The organism is Aquimarina sp. Aq107, assembly GCF_943733665.1.
GTDB lineage: Bacteria > Bacteroidota > Bacteroidia > Flavobacteriales > Flavobacteriaceae > Aquimarina.
Genome location: NZ_OX030782.1, coordinates 2,079,224 through 2,095,771, shown reverse-complemented (window position 1 = coordinate 2,095,771; position 16,548 = coordinate 2,079,224). Strand labels below are relative to the sequence as shown.

At 32.6% G+C, this 16,548-nt stretch carries 14 protein-coding genes; 4 read left to right on the top strand and 10 right to left on the bottom strand.

The annotated features are described in order from the left end of the window. The 3 genes from NMK29_RS08835 (at position 1) to NMK29_RS08825 (ending at position 5,726) form a co-directional block, all read left to right on the top strand. Positions 1-2,493: an ABC transporter permease gene (locus tag NMK29_RS08835; RefSeq protein WP_108804588.1), complete on the top strand. Its 2,493-nt coding sequence runs from the start codon at positions 1-3 to the stop codon at positions 2,491-2,493. A 100-nt stretch (positions 2,494-2,593) separates the two neighbouring features. Further along, positions 2,594-3,163, top strand: coding sequence for a DUF427 domain-containing protein (locus NMK29_RS08830; RefSeq protein ID WP_108804242.1), 570 nt, complete (start codon positions 2,594-2,596; stop codon positions 3,161-3,163). 406 nt (positions 3,164-3,569) lie between these two features. Next, positions 3,570-5,726 (top strand): T9SS type A sorting domain-containing protein, encoded by a 2,157-nt coding sequence (locus tag NMK29_RS08825; protein WP_108804243.1) that lies wholly within the window; start codon positions 3,570-3,572, stop codon positions 5,724-5,726. 195 nt (positions 5,727-5,921) lie between these two features. On the opposite strand, the gene NMK29_RS08820 is transcribed toward NMK29_RS08825, so the two are convergent. Both NMK29_RS08820 and NMK29_RS08815 read right to left on the bottom strand, forming a co-directional pair. Next, positions 5,922-6,428 (bottom strand): hypothetical protein, encoded by a 507-nt coding sequence (locus NMK29_RS08820; RefSeq protein ID WP_108804244.1) that lies wholly within the window; start codon positions 6,426-6,428, stop codon positions 5,922-5,924. A gap of 210 nt (positions 6,429-6,638) precedes the next feature. Further along, positions 6,639-8,915: a lytic polysaccharide monooxygenase gene (locus NMK29_RS08815; protein ID WP_234424297.1), complete on the bottom strand. Its 2,277-nt coding sequence runs from the start codon at positions 8,913-8,915 to the stop codon at positions 6,639-6,641. A gap of 656 nt (positions 8,916-9,571) precedes the next feature. On the opposite strand from NMK29_RS08815, the gene NMK29_RS08810 reads away from it, so the two are divergent. Beyond that, entirely contained in the window at positions 9,572-9,967 is a 396-nt protein-coding gene (locus NMK29_RS08810) for a hypothetical protein (protein ID WP_159092281.1), read from the top strand. A 183-nt stretch (positions 9,968-10,150) separates the two neighbouring features. On the opposite strand, the gene NMK29_RS08805 is transcribed toward NMK29_RS08810, so the two are convergent. The 8 genes from NMK29_RS08805 to NMK29_RS08770 form a co-directional block, all read right to left on the bottom strand. After that, entirely contained in the window at positions 10,151-11,008 is an 858-nt protein-coding gene (locus NMK29_RS08805; RefSeq protein WP_108804246.1) for an alpha/beta fold hydrolase, read from the bottom strand. A 32-nt stretch (positions 11,009-11,040) separates the two neighbouring features. After that, positions 11,041-12,003 carry an NAD(P)-dependent alcohol dehydrogenase gene (locus tag NMK29_RS08800; RefSeq protein WP_108804247.1) on the bottom strand — a complete coding sequence of 321 codons (963 nt, stop codon included), beginning with the start codon at positions 12,001-12,003 and terminating at the stop codon, positions 11,041-11,043. A gap of 5 nt (positions 12,004-12,008) precedes the next feature. Further along, on the bottom strand, positions 12,009-12,677 hold the full coding sequence (locus tag NMK29_RS08795; RefSeq protein WP_108804248.1) for a DUF6624 domain-containing protein: 669 nt from the start codon (positions 12,675-12,677) through the stop codon (positions 12,009-12,011). Positions 12,678-12,679: 2 nt separating this feature from the next. Further along, positions 12,680-13,243 carry a hypothetical protein gene (locus NMK29_RS08790; protein ID WP_108804249.1) on the bottom strand — a complete coding sequence of 188 codons (564 nt, stop codon included), beginning with the start codon at positions 13,241-13,243 and terminating at the stop codon, positions 12,680-12,682. Between the two features lie 180 nt (positions 13,244-13,423). Then, positions 13,424-14,023, bottom strand: a complete 600-nt coding sequence (locus tag NMK29_RS08785) for a hypothetical protein (protein WP_108804590.1) — start codon at positions 14,021-14,023, stop codon at positions 13,424-13,426. Positions 14,024-14,113: 90 nt separating this feature from the next. After that, positions 14,114-14,806, bottom strand: a complete 693-nt coding sequence (locus NMK29_RS08780; RefSeq protein WP_108804250.1) for a DUF4386 domain-containing protein — start codon at positions 14,804-14,806, stop codon at positions 14,114-14,116. 36 nt (positions 14,807-14,842) lie between these two features. After that, the gene (locus NMK29_RS08775; RefSeq protein ID WP_108804251.1) at positions 14,843-15,313 is read right to left on the bottom strand and encodes a thioredoxin family protein; all 471 of its coding nucleotides are present in this window, start codon (positions 15,311-15,313) and stop codon (positions 14,843-14,845) included. Between the two features lie 69 nt (positions 15,314-15,382). Further along, on the bottom strand, positions 15,383-16,480 hold the full coding sequence (locus tag NMK29_RS08770) for an acyltransferase family protein (RefSeq protein WP_108804252.1): 1,098 nt from the start codon (positions 16,478-16,480) through the stop codon (positions 15,383-15,385). Positions 16,481-16,548: the final 68 nt, after the last annotated feature.

Below are 16,548 nucleotides of genomic sequence, written 5' to 3'. Positions count from 1 at the left end.
ATGGCGTGGCGTGATGGAAGATCTAGTATTTCTAGGTTACTATTATTTATGGCATCTATCATTCTTGGTATTGCCGCCGTAGTTTCGATACAATTATTTAGTGAAAATGTAAAACAAAATATACAAGATCAATCCAAAGTATTGATGGGTGCTGATTTTATTATTGATAGTAGACAACTCCCTAATAAGAAAGTACAAGCTATTATCGACTCGTTGGGAGCAGATGCCTATGAAGTTAATTTTCCGTCCATGGCAGCATTTTCAAGTAATGGAGCAGCAAAATTGGTACAAGTGAGAGGTATGGAGGGCAATTTTCCTTTTTATGGAACTTTGGAAACGGAACCTAGTACTGCAGCTGCTGAGTATCAAAAAAGGGGAGGAGCCTTAGTAGATGCTACACTTATGTTGCAATATGATATAAAACCAGGTGATTCTATCAAGTTAGGATTGGTTACTTTTCCTATTATAGGAGCTATTAATTCAATGCCAGGTAGTTCTGGAATCTCATCAACGGTAGCTCCCACAGTACTAATCCCATATCGATTTATAGAACAGACCGAATTGTTGCAATTGGGTAGTAGAAAGAGATATCAATATTTTTTTGAATCACCAGAAGTTGATCTGATTAAATTAGATAAAACGTTAGATCCTATCTTAGATACAGAAAACGCTGACCTTGATACGCATACCAGTACTAGTCAGCGAATAGGACGTGGTTATGGAAATCTGGGTAAATTTCTGAACTTGGCGGCTTTTATAGCCTTACTACTAGGTTGCATTGGCATAGCTAGTTCAGTACATATCTATATCAAAGAGAAATTAACAGATGTTGCGGTTTTAAAATGTTTAGGAGCGAGTAGAAAACAGGCTTTTTTGATTTACCTAATACAAATTGCTGTGATGGGACTTATTGGTGGAATTTTAGGAACAGTAGCGGGTATAGGACTTCAACAATTACTTCCATTTCTTTTGGAAGGATTTTTACCATTTGATATAGAAGTTTCTATAAGTCTACAGCCAATTTTTATGGGATTACTATTAGGTGTTTTGATGTCGGTACTATTTGCATTACAACCTTTACTGGCTACCTGGTATGTATCTCCGTTAGAAGTGTTACGGGTGTCAGAAAAACAAGCTAAAGGATCCAAAAAGATTCGAATAATTACTTTTGGAGCAATTTTGCTTTTTATTCTTTTATTCTCCCTATGGATTTTTAGAGATATACTATTTGCTTTTGCCTTTGTAGCAGGTATTTTTACCACCTTTGCTATTTTAGCAGGTATCTCTACCTTATTTATTAAGGTAATCAAAAAATATTTTCCAACCGCTTGGGGATTTACGGCTAGAACGAGTTTATTGAATCTCTTTAGACCTAATAATCAGACTACTGTACTTATATTTGCGATAGGTCTTGGTACTTTTTTAATTAGTACTTTATATTTCACTAAAGACATCCTATTAACAAAAACAGCATTGGATAACGGTTCAGACAATGCGAATATTATTTTAGTAGATGTGCAACCAGAGCAGCGTGATGCTGTAATTGCCAGCATGACTCCAGCTGGATTAGAAGTTATCGATAATTTATCGATTGTTACTATGCGAATGCATAGTATTAATGGAGAGTTAAGTAATGAGATTCGAAAGGATACAACTTCCACAGTTAATGATTGGGTACTCAACCATGAATTTAGGACAACTTTTAGAGATTCGCTTATTGCTTCTGAATCTATAATTGATGGTAGCTGGGTAAAAGAAGTTAAATCTGGAGAAAAAGTTTCCATCTCAATATCAGAAAGTCTTGCCGAAAATGCAAAGTTAGGAGTAGGGGATCCAGTTATTTTTAATATACAAGGTGTATTAATGGAAACCATTGTTGGAAGCATCAGAAAAGTAGATTGGACACGCTTACAGTTAAATTTTATGGTAGTGTTTCCAAAAGGTGTATTAGAACAAGCACCTCAATTTCATGTGCTCACTACATATGTACCAGATAACAAGCAATCTGCTGCTTTGCAACAAGAACTAGTAAGTAAATTTCCAAATGTTACTGTCTTCGATCTTAGGCAGATCTATACTGTTATTGAAGACATTCTAGGAAAAATCTCCTGGGTGATTAATTTTATGGCATTCTTTAGTATTCTTACAGGTATTATTGTATTAATAGGTTCGGTTCGAAATAGTAAATATCAACGTATTAAAGAGAGTGTGTTATTACGCACATTGGGTGCAAAAAGCAAACAAATTCTTAGTATTACGGCGCTAGAGTATTTATTTTTAGGAATACTTGGCAGCTTGGCTGGAATCCTATTATCTTTAATCAGTAGCCAATTATTAGCAACCTTATTATTCGAAGAGCCTTTTGTGCCTTCTGGCATTCCATTCTTACTGTTTCTGCCTAGTATTGTAATTTTAGTATTGCTCATTGGATTAAGTAATATTAAAAGTGTGTTACAAAGTCCGCCTTTAAATATTTTGAGGAAAGTGGGGTAGTCGTAGGATTAATTTTATACATCAAGATGCGTTTACGTAATAAATTAGGTCTGCTGCTATTTCAGGTGTGATAATTAAATATACTGTATAAACTACAATTATGGGATCTAATAAAAAAGGTAAAACAAAGATAGACTGGTTAAAAAAAGCTCGAGAACACTGGAATTATAAGGGTGCAGAAAGGCCTTCATTTGCAATTGAACCTAAAGAGAATCAGCGATCAGTTTGGGATTTTCCTCGTCCCCCGATCATTGAAAAAGTTAGTAAGCCAGTAATTGTGAATCATAAAAATACTAGGATTGTAGATTCTAGTAATGCACTTGCAGTACTAGAGACTGCAAGCCCACCAACATATTATATCCCTAAAAATGATATTGATATGAATACGCTTGTTGCGATGCCTAATAAAAGTTCTATGTGCGAATGGAAAGGAAATGCAGTGTATTGGACATTAAAGGAAGTGATTAATATTCCTGTGGCGTGGTCATATCCTAATCCATTTTTAGAATTTGAAGCATTAAAAGATCATATCGCTTTTTATCCGCAACATCTTGATTGTTATGTTGATGGAGAACAAGTAAGAGCACAAGCTAGCCAATTTTATGCAGGATGGATCACTTCTGATTTGGTTGGACCTTTTAAAGGAGAACCTGGAACAGGACATTGGTAATGATATTTTTTAATATCAGGAGAGCTATACCCAGGAAGTTTTCGCTAGTATAACACCAGATAACAAATACTATTTTTTTGATTAAATAGGTTTTAAACGCTATCTGAACTTATTCTAAAATCTTCAATTGATTTAATAAAAAAACATATGTTAAATTCCCTAAAAATTTAACACTTAGTGCTTAACAGTCAATATTTTATATTGTTTTTTTTGTAAATTTAAAAACTACCCCTAAATCACATGACATCAGGTCGTGTTCATTCATAATTTATCGTTATTGTAGTAAACTTTGCTATCAAAAGAATAGATGCTTTTAATAGAAGTTTTTATCATTAAAAACAGTAGTGAGATTATTAATGTTAGTTATATGAGATAAAATTAAATATTAACCAATAAATAATCAATTATGCAAACGAAACACTTTATTTATGCGCTGTTTTTTCTTACTATTCAGGTCACTTTTTCACAGGTTGAATCGAACTATTATCCAGAAGGTAATGCTTTAGAAAAGATTACAGAATTAAACATTAATCAAAAAACACAAAGATTAATCACAATGCCTGATTTCAATGTAAACACATTGATTGAAGAAGATAAAAGAACAGAAAAGTCAGAAAAAGCAAGACCTTATCGATTTGGAAAAAGTTTTGATACCAATATTAGGGTAGACGTTGGAAAGGACGGTACAGATACTGAGGATGGTAGAGTCTGGTCATCAGAATTTTATTCCAAAGGTGCTCTTTCTATTAATTTTGTTCTTAAAAACCTAAAACTTGCAGATGGTGCAGAGCTTTACTTATATAACGATAGTGGAACTATGATTTATGGGCCTGTAACAAGTGAAAGCAATAAAAAAAAGGGTGTTTTCTTGACAGATCTAATATTTGGTGATCGTGTTATTATGTATGTGAAAGAACCAAAAAATTCAGAGAATAGAAGTAGTTTTACTATAAAACGTGTAGTACACGCGTATCGTGGACTTAACAGCGAGAGAACTTGGGGAACACCTGGTGCATCCGAAGCCTGTAATAATGATCTAGCTTGCTTTAATGCTTGGGTGCAAACTGGTAATTCTGTAGCTTTAGTTTTATTATCTAGTGGAGCAGAACATTGTAGCGGTTGTCTTTTAAATAGCACTGATAACAGTTTAAGACCTTATTTTCTTTCTGCTTTTCATTGTGCCGATTCCAATAATAATGGAACGTTAAGTACAAGTGAAAGAAATAATGCTGAAGATTGGTTGTTCAAGTTTGGTTTTAGAAGAGTCTCATGTAGCACAACAAGTAGTCATTTTAATTTTGTTAATTCTAACGGAGCCACATTTAGAGCTGGATGGTTTAATACCGATTTTCTTCTCTTAGAAATTGAGAGCTTGAAATATAATGGTACCCATACCTATGCAGGCTGGGATAGAAGAACAAATACTCCAACCAGTGGTGCATCTATACATCATCCCGCAGGTGATTTAAGGAAAATTTCTATTGAAAACAATAATTTCCAAGTATCAAGTTGGAATGGAACCAATAATCGTTGGCTTGTCAATTTTGATGATGGCGTAGTTCAACATGGTTCTTCAGGTAGTCCAATTTTTAATCAGAATCAAAGAGTCGTAGGACAACTACATGGGAATCAAAACTATAACCCCTTCAATACGTATTGTAATCAGAATAGAGGAGAATACGGAAGATTTAATTTATCATGGAATGGCGGAGGTACAAATAGTACTCGATTAAGCAACTGGCTAGATCCTTGTGGAACAGGAGCGCAAACTACCAATACACTTAATGGAGCTTATACAAGTAATCCAGGAACTATCGGATGTACAGAAAGAAAAGTTACCGTTTACAATTTACCGGCAGGTTCAACAATTAATTGGAGTAGCAGTAGTAATTTAACTAGAACATCTACACAAGGAACAAATCCGAGTACCTTTAAAGCCAATGGAACAGGAAGCGCTTGGGTAAGAGCTGTTGTGACACCTCCTAATAGTTGTGGTAATACCTACACTATGCAAAGAACAGCAACTGCTAATGGTGCAAGTACGAACATGTCGCTTTCTATATATGGAAATAATAATGGTTGGGTTAATGCACAAGCTTTTGGTGGCTCTGCGCCTTATAACTGGATAATTTACGGTATTAATGGTTCGACTCAAGTAACCACCTCTAGTTCTTATCTGAATTATTATGTAGGCTGTGGCGGAGGTTATCTTCAAGTACAGGCTACAAATTCCTGTGGAGATTCTGCTTATGGTTCTCAATCTATTCCAGGTTGTTCTGGAATCGGAATTTATTCAATGAGAGCATATCCAAATCCAACATCTGATCAATTAACAATTGAGCGGATGAGTACCACTAAAAATTTCAGTTTTGACAATAATATAGTCGTAGAATCTACAATTATTACATTACATGATTTTACAGGAGCAACTGTTAAACAAATAAAAATGGACTATAAAACTAATAAAATTCAATTAGATGTCAGCAATTTAAAAGGAGGTAACTACTTTTTAAAGATAACAGGAAATGGCAAAGACGAAACCCATCAAATAATAATTGAATAACATATCATTAAATCATAATAAAGGGGGCACAATTGTCCCCTTTAATTTATATAGCAAACAAAATCGTTTATTACAGAATAATTTCTATAAGCAAACATACCAATGATCATACAGAATGGATATAGAATGCTAAGTGTGAGTATATTGCTTTTCATTTTTGAATGCTCTTTTTTTTAGTCTAATTATTGTATTCTTTTAGAAATTAACCATTTCCACAACTTTTGTTTCGTTATCACCTAGTTTTATATGTTTCATAATGCCTCCACCTGTTTCATTCCATAACATAAAAGCAATGATGTAATAATCTCCTGGAGGTAAATTTTTGAATTCAAATTCTCCTTGTTCATTACACATTATTTTCCTGGTTTTATGATATCCTTCTGGATCTGGAGTAAATTTAGGAATGCCATCTTCTACATACACAAAACCAGCATCATCGTTTTTGTATATATAATTCAACCGTTCCTTTGTATATGGTGAATACGGGTTTAGTTCTAGTCTAAATTGTTTTCCAAAACGAACATCCCCATCTTTTGATCTAAACTTTGCTATTCCTTTAATACTAGAATTTCCATTTTTGTAAAACCATGCTACATCTTTTTCATTGAATTCACCTTGTATAGGTATTGATGTATCTGTTTTCTGAGTTTTGTTAGAACAACTATAAAAAATAATACATATAAAGATTAAGAGATATCTCATTGATAAAAAAGGATTTATAAGGTTTAATAAATGATGAATGACCGCCTTGCTTAGTAAGGTAGGATAATAATATGTGTTTACCTGATTTTTTTTATAAAGGTTTAAAACCTATGGACGAACGTTCAATTTTTTTAGTGTAATAATAAAAACAACCTTCTAAAATTTAGAAGGTTGTTCATGAAATTTATGCTATTCTAAGAGAACAAGCCCTTAGTTGATAACTAGTTTTAAACTACGTTTACTACCAGAATCATCCAAAATATTAACCAAATATAATCCAGATTTAATTCCAGAAATATCAATTATCATTTCGGTAGTACTTGTTGGTACTCTTACTGATTTTAATTTCTTTCCGCTCAGGTCAGAAATCATAATGATGCTATTTTTTAAATCCGTCGTGTTTTTTATTGAAACACTACCAGTTGCAGGATTCGGAAACATCTCAAAGAGCATGTTTTCTATTTCATTCTCTCTATTTACAGCAGTTTCGCACACTGGTGCTGTGGTAGAATCACTAAAATAGATAGTGTAATCTTTAGCTACTAACACAAAGTTTCTTTGATCTGTGGTAACAAAATAATCTCCATCCAAACCAGGAATACCAGTACCTACCAAAGAAATTTGAGGATTCGGTTGATTGAAGTTTTGTGTAGCGTCTGAGAAATCAATATACCAAGGAGCTATATCTAAATTAAATGAAAATTGATATAAACCATTATCAGCAAGGTTCCAGTTTAGTGTAAACAAATTAATATTGCTTAAATCTGGACCACCAGTACCCAAAACGTATACATTATCGTAAGATGTATTTATACTTACCAAAGAAGTTTCGATTGGCGCACCAAAAGAACAATCACCAGTAGGTGGATCTATAATATCATCTGTAACTGTAATCATAACCGAAGCAGTATCACTACCACCATTTCCGTCACTAACCGTAACAGCGGCAGTATAATCACCTGTTGTGTATGTATGTGTAGAAGTAGCATCTGATCCAAAAGTTCCATCACCGTAATCAATACTATAAGTTAGTGTATCATTATCTGCATCAGTTGATCCAGAAGCATCTAATACTACATCCAAAGGAGTAACTCCGGTAGTTGGAGTAGCAGTTAGCATAGCTACAGGAGCAGTATTTACTGGATCAATAATATCACCACATTGCGGAGCTATATCAGAATTACTACAATAAATGGTAAAATCTCCTGTAGTAGAAACTAACACCAGATTATCTCCGTCTAAGGTTACGTAATAACTTCCATCTAATCCTACAAAACTAGAACCAGCAATGGTAAGTTGTGATCCAGGAGCATTAAAGTTTTGTGTAGATATTTCAATTAAATCATTATACCAGTTTGGAATACCATTATTGGTACTAAATGAAAATTGGTATAAACCATTGTTTCCTAAATCCCAATTGATAGAACAATTGGCTATATTATCTAAATTAGGGCCGTTATCCCCCAATACATAAATATTTGAATACGAACTATTTACAGAAGGTAGAGGAGAGGCTCTTGGTGTATCAAAAGGACAAATTATTTCTTCACAATCGGTATCTACCACTAAGTCAATTGTTTGTACCACACCGCTACTAAAAACACCATCGCTAACTGTTAAGGTTACTGCAGCGCTATCTAGATTGGTATAGCTATGAGAAACGGTAACACCTTCTGCAGTTGTACCATCTCCAAAGTCCCAAGAATAAGTCAACGCATCTCCGTTAGGATCAAAGGAATCACTGGCATCAAACTCCACATCTGGGCCGCCACATCGACCATTATCACTAGTAAATAATGCTACCGGAGGCTGTGGTTCTGTTGTTAGACCAAAATCAACATCACTAGTAGAATAAAAAGCTTCTTCTGTAAGTGATCGTTGCCAAATACTATAAATAATGTGTTTACCAGTTCTTGCAGGAAGTACAACATCTATATTGTCAGTGGCAGATGCTTCTCTCGGTTCTGTTTCTACCAGAAGTTCAAGGTTATCCCAGGTTAAAGGTTGATCCGGAGTCCAGCTCGCTTTCGTAATATACACTCTATAATACAATGTTTGATGGGGAGCAGAATTTGTCCATGTTACCGTAAATGGGCCAGGAGTAACCGGTGTGGCAACCCAATCATCACGTACTTGATCAAGGCCACCATACTTATCAGGACGTCCTGCACTAGCAAGATTACCATCCGCAATAATGGCTTGATGCATACCATTAGCATCCATACGTGCAACTTCGTTCCAGTCATATAATGCTTGCGTACCATACATAGCTACAGCATCAATACAGGCGGGCGAATCGGGACTCTCGGGATTTTCTTGAAAACAAATCCAGACTCTACTAGGAGGACTTGTTACAGTACCGTGCGAAAAAATAGTCTGAAAGTTTGGAAAAATAAAGGCAACGCACAGCAATAAAGGCGTTGACCATTTTCTTAGGTAGGAAATCATCCAACCTAAAGTTTTGGTTTTAGAGTTTGTTTTTTTCATGTTGTTATTGAATTGTTAGTATTGAATTTACGTATCAAAAAAACAGGGTGGTTCAATAACAATTATGAAATTACTATTTAGGATTGTTGTTGTCAACTAATTAACATTTTTTAAATTCATATTTAACATAAATCAGAATTAGTTGAGGATTGTGTTTAACAGTTTTCATTTTATGTATATAGAAATGCCTACAAGAAGAATTATATAGGTATAAAGATGTATAAAATCCTAATCGCTGAGAATCGCGTATTTGAAAATTTCTGTACGATTGTACGGAATAATCGATTTATGAGAATTACGAATATTGATACTTATTGATAAATTTATCTATAAACAATACATAATGATGAGGAATTTGATATAGGGTATGGTTTAAAACATTCTATTTTACATAATATAAATTATGATACAGAAATAGTAATCATAATTCGACATTATATAAAATTGCTTTATAAACTAAAACCTAATCGTTTTTATTGTTATTAATTACTTAAATTAGATTTTAACTTATGTTATTTTTAAATACTAAAAAATAAAGATTGTCTAGAAACACATATATACTAATTGTTACAATTCTCTTTAGCTTAGTTTATATACCAAGTTTGATAAATACTATATTGTTTAGTGTATTACATACTGAAATTATAAATTTCAGTATGATTACTAAAACTAACATAAAATTAATTTTGTTAGCGATTATATGTATTATGGAAAGTACTTTAATCGAAAAGCAATATCCTGGTATTTTTGGTTGGATACTTAGCGCTATATTAACTATGGCCATACTAATGCGTGTAATGCATTGGCCTTACAATACAGGAATAATTATAATTAGCGCATTGTTAATACTTGGGAACCTTATTTATTTTTCTATAAAAGAAAAGAATAAAACTATAATTAATTATTTATTGATGGCTTATCTAGTGATCAGAATATCTATAATTCTTTTTAGAAATACTGATTTCTTTTGGTGGCTAGAACTAATTATTGGTTGTAGTATAGTTACTTTAGGTATACTAAATAGTATTAAAAAAATTAAAAGACTGTTTTAAAATCTACTTTTAGTAAGCAATCCAATTCCGCACACATTACACTCCCCTCCTGCTACTTCGACTGCGATGAGCACAGGTTGGTTTCCAAATAAAAATACAAATCATTAATTAGTTCTGATAGAGCCTAAATAAATACTTTTGCTCCCTCAAGTAAAGAAACTTACTTTAAATATCTCCATCTAATTACTTATTTTTATTTAGAATTATCTTTTCTATTTTATTAAAATTTGTTGCATTTGGTACATGTTTGGACCTACTTAATAATATGGTCTCTTTTAAAGAAGGGAAAATCTTTTTGGCTCTTCTTATCATTTTTTTACCAGGGAACATAATGTCGTTTTCACAGGCGAAAATGGTAATAGGTGTTTTTATTTGTTGAGCAAATTTTTTAGCTATGATAGGTAATGATGAAAAGTCCATATTACAATTTTGAAAAGTAATCGACATATACGCTACTGCAAAATCGTCATATTCAGAAAAAAGGACATCCATTATTTTTTTAATGTAATGTTGATCATTGGTTTTTATGAATTTTTTTAGTGGTATAAACATCTTAATTAAGCCTAGAAAGGGATTTCCATTTACAATATAAACCGGTGCTATTAGAAAGACTTCTTTTATAGATATTTCACTAAACTCTAGCGCCTTTAGACTAATTAACCCTCCAAAAGAAAAGCCTACCAACGTTACATCTTTAATTCTTAGTTTTATGATGACTTCCAACAACCATTGTCCATAATCAAGAGATTTCATATCTAACTTTTGTTCTGCACTCTTGTTAGGTTGAGCAAGCACATCAATGGCATAAACACAGTATTTAGAAGATAAATTAGGAAATGATTCTAAAATTAAAGGTGCACAGCCACCTGTACCATGAATTAATACAAGAGGTGGTAAATTAGTGTTTCCGACACGTATTACATTCGTTATACCAAATTTGGTATCTATTAATTTTTCAAAATAATCTATTGATAAGCCGTTTAGCTTTTGATGATATAGGTTTAGTATCTTTTCCTTTCCTTCTTTTGATTTAAAAAACATACAATGTTCGTTTTTTGATTGATAAATTATTATTATTGATTTACGATAACAATGTTACCTACTTTTCGCCCAGTTTCGAGATAATGATGCGCTTCTATAATTTCTGATAGGTTGTAGGTTTTATCAATAACCGTATTAAGTTTTTTTTGTTTAAAAAAGTCTACTAATTCTAAAAATAATCGTTTTAATTCCTCAGTTTTTTTTAGACCTGTAGCTGCAAACTTCACTCTTTTGGGATTACTCATTGAATACCACAAGATATTTAAACTTAAAACTGGCGTTATAAATACTCCACTAGGTTTTAAAGCATTTTTGGACTTACTATAATTGGTTTTTCCTACCGAATCATAGATAATATCATATGTATTGGTGTTTTTTGTAAAGTCATCGTTTTTATAGTCGATCACAAAATCAGCTCCTAAGGTTTTAACCAACTCAATATTCTTAGTACTACAAACACTTGTGACGGTAGCACCCATAAGTTTTGCTATTTGAACAGCAGCAGTTCCTAAGCTTCCCGAAGCGCCATTTATTAAAATATGTTGTCCTTGTTGAATGTTTACGATGTCTTTTAAAAAGTTATAAGAGGTTAGAAAACCATCACAAACGGGTGCAGCTTCTTGATGTGATAAATTGTTGGGTTTAAAAGCAATTATTGAATCCTCAGCAATGCATAGAAATTCTGCGTTAGTGCCATTACTAAATAGTTTTTCTCCAAAAATTTCATCTCCTAATTTGAATTGAGTTACCTCTGTACCAACTGATTCAATAACTCCAGAAAAACCTGTTCCTAGAGACGTATTCTTTGGTTTAAAAAAACCGAGAAACAACCTACCAAATTTCGGTATTCCTGCTCTCATCATTGTATCGGCACGCGTAGCGGACGATGCTTTAATTCGCACTAAAACTTCATTAGGTTTTGGTAATGGCTTCTCTTGATCAACTATCTGGATAACTTCTGGAGAACCATAAGATGTATAAATTGCTGTTTTCATAAGTGCTATTGTTTTCTCTTTTCAAATTCTCTTGTTCTTCTTATTTGTTCTTCGATATTCCATTCAAAATCAAATCTATTTTTAAGAAATATGGCGATTGAATCCAGCCCAATTGCTGTCCTTCGTTTATCTATATTTTCTGGGTCAAAAACTGGCCATAAATTAAAACTCTTGGTTTCTGGGTAGTATTTCATTTGTCCACCATAGATTTGTAAATCACCTCTCTCAGTTGCTATTCTGTCCTCTGCCCTTACCAAGAATCGAGGTTCTAACTTTTTATCCTTGACGGCTTGTCTCATCATTGGAAGGTATTGTATTCGAACTTCATTATCTGAATGTTGAATAACATTACAAATGGTCCAATTACCACGTTCTCCTATCATTTCTTTTGTTGGCCAGCCATGTTTTTCAAGGACACTTTTCACTCTACTTTCATTAATTATATGATTTTTATCTATAATTACCTGTTGCTCTTTAGCTAGCTCTGAATCTACACCGTATATAACTATCAATGAATCTCTTAATCTAATTGGCGTTTGTTCGGTAGTCCATATTTGGTCTATTAGTGAAATTAAATTTTCTTTGTCTTCTTTAGTTTGCAATTGCTCTTGTTGATTGGTTTTGTTTGAGCAATTAAGTACTAGAAAGAAACAGGATAATAAGATGTATTTCATTTTTAGATTGTTTTTCTGTTTAATACTTTAATTCCAAGTGCTATTAATACTGCTATCAATACAATAAAGAATATACTTGTCGAAATACTTTTTATTAGAGAAAAAGAACTTGTTGATTTTACAGCAACCTCTGTTAATTCAGGATAGTTTTTTAACATTACTATAATTCCAATATTTTCCAAATAATCTGCAATTCCTGCAATTATTGGTAATAGGCAGAGAAAATTATATACAGAATTTAACTTGTTCAATTTTTTCAATAAATACCCCAAAAGCAAATAGTAAGAAAGTCCGAATAGTAGTGGATAAATCATATCCACAGGTATTTGGTTGTTTAGATAGGTTAAACGTCCATTTTCTCCAAGCAAACTGAATAATTCTCTTACATAATCCAGATCATATCCTGTAGGCATCATATCCAGTAATTTCATTCCGTTAGAGAATTCCATTGTTTTAGGAATTGTAACAGTAAGCATAAAGGTGTAAACAACATTTGTCAAGATAAAAAGGCCTAAAACTTTTTTTCCTGAAATGTTCTTATCTATAAATTTTGTTAATCGTTTCATTTTTTCTCAAATAAGTGCTAACATTAGAGTATAGGTAAATAGATAAATTCTTAGTGTTTTCATTTTATTAATAAGTAATATCAAACCCGAATTATGTAATACAAAATCCAATTCAGTATAGAAATACTGTAAATGCTAAAGTTTATATGTGACTTTCTAATACATAATTCGAGTGAAAGCTTATAGCAAACTAAAACCTAATCCTACATTAAAGATTACTGCATCTCTATGTGCATCTCCATCTAAAGAAGCACGACCAAGAACTAGTTTAGACTGCAAATTAAGCGCGAAGTTTTTCTTTTTGTAAATTTCATACCCTGTACTTGCCATAACAGCACAACCAAAGTTCCAATCGTCATTTACATCGTCTTTAATATCATATAGCGCTGGCGAATCTATTGCTAAGCCAATTCCTCCATGAATCCACCATCTATCTTTTACCCAATATTGTACAGAAGGAATGAACCCTCCAAAATGCCTGTCAATATCCTGAAATTCGTATATATTTCCAGGTAAAGAGGCTGTAATGGCGAGTTTGTCGTTTAACATGTAGCCAAATTTTAAATCTGGAAAAACAAATGCTCCTTGAGATTTGTCAAAAGTTTGAATACCTGCACTATCTTCTAAACTAATAATACCTCCACCTGCAACAAACTCGAAGATGAAACCATCTCTTATTGTTGTTGATTCTTGTTTTGTGTTTTGTGCAGATGTTATACTAGATACTAGTGCAAATGCAACACAAGCCATTCTTAATAATTGTTTTTTGACTGTTTTCATGATTGTTCGTTTTTTAATTGATTTAACTTTAATTGATTTCATAATTGTTCGTTTTTTTATTGATTTGATTGACTGTTTAATTACTTTTTATTAACCTATTTGAAATTCCTTGATTCTTGAACCTTTAATGAGTAGCCAAAGCATAAATACTAATTCGCCCAAAGCAGTGAACATGCTAAAGCTTGTATTGAGATTGGGATACAGAAATACTTTTAAATGACCAATAACATATCCGATACCAGCAATGATTAATAACCAGCCCATTGCTTTATGGATATAACTTGCTTTTAGGACAAGAAAACCAAGCATTATTAGATAAATGCCGAAAAGGACTAAGCCAAAAAACCATTCATACTTGTAGGATTTAATATAGAAAAGCATGAATTCTGAAATTTGCTCTTGAGAATTTGAAAGAAAGTACGAACTCCCTTTTGTTAAAGTAAATACCTTAATCAAATTCGTAATAGCCAATAGATAAACTGAAGTGTATAGTAATCGGAACCAAGCAGTAAGTAATGATAAACTTCTGTTTACTGGTTTTAAAAACACGTAAAGAGCCCAAGCAACAACAATATCAGCCACTATTGTGATAAAAATGAGGAATATCGCAACATTAAATAAAAATAAATTTTCCTTGATATTGTTTGCAGTTTCTAGTGCACTGTTAGGATTAACTAAATCAGGTAATATTTTAAATTCAGCAAATGGGACAGTTAATGTCATAATTAACAGTCCTATACCTGCTGTTAAAGCAGCTTTTGAAAGTGATATGCTATTTCTCATTTTTTTATTATTTTTTATTTGAAATTCTCTCTCTGATTAAATACTTAGAAGCATTTCAAGGAATTTTGCTTTTTCAACTTTCCCTACTGCGTAGTCCATTACTTTTCCTTGAGGATTAATGAAAATTGTTGTTGGTGTTGCACCAATATTATATTGCTTTACAAGTGCTTTTGCATTTGGGTCATCCATATCAATTTCAACTGTAACAACTTTTTCACTAATAGCTTTCGTTACCTCTTTATCTGCAAACACTTGACGTTTCATAATTCTACATGGTGAGCACCACTCCGCTGTAAAGAATATCATAATATTTTTATCAGAATTGCTTGCAAGTTTTTGAGCAGATTCAATATTGTTTTCCCAAACAATATTATTTGAAGGTGCATAAAAAGAGTACCAAGCATACCAGAGCGAAACGACAAGAAAAGTAAGCCAGAAAAAGCTCCAAAATGGATGTGTTTTCTTTTTTGATGATTTTACGTTTGAACTTATTTTTTTAGTCTTCATTTTTCGATTCTTTTATTTATAATTTCAAGGATGATTCTTCTAAATACGAAGTAGATTTGAGCCGATGCATTAGGCTTTATTTACAACAACAGTTTCGCTCCTTTTTTTCTTTATATCTACTTTCCAGTTTAAACCAAACAATGGTCTAAGAATAGGGATTCTTCTTATCAGAAACTCATAAAGTAAATAGCAGCCAATAAACGTAATAAGTGTAATCAGCACGAACGCTATTAGTGCCGGTAAGTTTAAAGGCAATATAAATTTTGCTGCTAAATACAATACAATCATGTGTATGATATAAACAGGATATGCGGCTTTACTTAAATAGGATAAAATCTTACTCGGTTTATTAAGGTATTGATGGCAAAAACCGAATATTGAGAAGATCCAACTATTGCTTTCAATAGAAGTTAAGTATAAAGGTCCTTCAGCGCCGAATAGAACATATCTTACCGTATATAGTATAGCTGCCAATCCCAGAAATAGCCATTTCCATCGTTTTACGGTATTCCAAAATACTTTTCCTGTTTTCATAAAAAGGAAGCCGAAAAAGAATGCTAATAAACCAATTGCAAAACCATGCCAGGTTTGCGCATACATTGCAAAGGGTTTTGGTTGTAATAGTAATACCTCTGCAACAAAAAATGCATTAACAGATAATAAGCCTAGTGGATTGCTAAATAGTTGTTTTGAAAAAGCTATGAATTTTGAAAACACACCTTTTTGTATGCCGTAAAAAACAGGAAATCCAATAAGTACATAAATAAAAATATTTCCTAAAAACCAAAGATGTCCCATATGCGGATAGTAACTTAAACCCATACTATAGTAATCTTGAAACACAAACATGTGTAATGGAGTTATAGCCACAATGCCAAATAAAAATGGCAGTAATATTCTTTTTGCACGCTCTTTTAGTAATTCTATGTTATTGCGTTTTCTCAAAGCAAAATAAACACCCATACCAGAAACATAGAAAAGAATAGGTATCCGCCATACATTTAACATGGTCATTGGTTGCCAGATGGTAGTAGAGATTTCGTCGCTTCTTATGAAGCCTATAAGCATAGCCCAAGGTTGAAACACAATAGCAATATGGTATATTAATAAAAATGCTATAGCTATAACTCTTAGCCAATCGATATCATAACGTCTTTCAATTTTCATACTATGGAAATTTGGTTGATGTATTTAATGTTTATTATTAGATTGAGAATGCAATAAGCAATCATAGA

Coding starts and splice junctions, on each gene's coding strand:
- NMK29_RS08835 (WP_108804588.1), top strand. CDS start 1: ATGGCGTGGCGTGATGGAAGATCTAGTATTTCTAGGTTACTATTATTT.
- NMK29_RS08830 (WP_108804242.1), top strand. CDS start 2,594: ATGGGATCTAATAAAAAAGGTAAAACAAAGATAGACTGGTTAAAAAAA.
- NMK29_RS08825 (WP_108804243.1), top strand. CDS start 3,570: ATGCAAACGAAACACTTTATTTATGCGCTGTTTTTTCTTACTATTCAG.
- NMK29_RS08820 (WP_108804244.1), bottom strand. CDS start 6,428: ATGAGATATCTCTTAATCTTTATATGTATTATTTTTTATAGTTGTTCT.
- NMK29_RS08815 (WP_234424297.1), bottom strand. CDS start 8,915: ATGAAAAAAACAAACTCTAAAACCAAAACTTTAGGTTGGATGATTTCC.
- NMK29_RS08810 (WP_159092281.1), top strand. CDS start 9,572: ATGATTACTAAAACTAACATAAAATTAATTTTGTTAGCGATTATATGT.
- NMK29_RS08805 (WP_108804246.1), bottom strand. CDS start 11,008: ATGTTTTTTAAATCAAAAGAAGGAAAGGAAAAGATACTAAACCTATAT.
- NMK29_RS08800 (WP_108804247.1), bottom strand. CDS start 12,003: ATGAAAACAGCAATTTATACATCTTATGGTTCTCCAGAAGTTATCCAG.
- NMK29_RS08795 (WP_108804248.1), bottom strand. CDS start 12,677: ATGAAATACATCTTATTATCCTGTTTCTTTCTAGTACTTAATTGCTCA.
- NMK29_RS08790 (WP_108804249.1), bottom strand. CDS start 13,243: ATGAAACGATTAACAAAATTTATAGATAAGAACATTTCAGGAAAAAAA.
- NMK29_RS08785 (WP_108804590.1), bottom strand. CDS start 14,023: ATGAAAACAGTCAAAAAACAATTATTAAGAATGGCTTGTGTTGCATTT.
- NMK29_RS08780 (WP_108804250.1), bottom strand. CDS start 14,806: ATGAGAAATAGCATATCACTTTCAAAAGCTGCTTTAACAGCAGGTATA.
- NMK29_RS08775 (WP_108804251.1), bottom strand. CDS start 15,313: ATGAAGACTAAAAAAATAAGTTCAAACGTAAAATCATCAAAAAAGAAA.
- NMK29_RS08770 (WP_108804252.1), bottom strand. CDS start 16,480: ATGAAAATTGAAAGACGTTATGATATCGATTGGCTAAGAGTTATAGCT.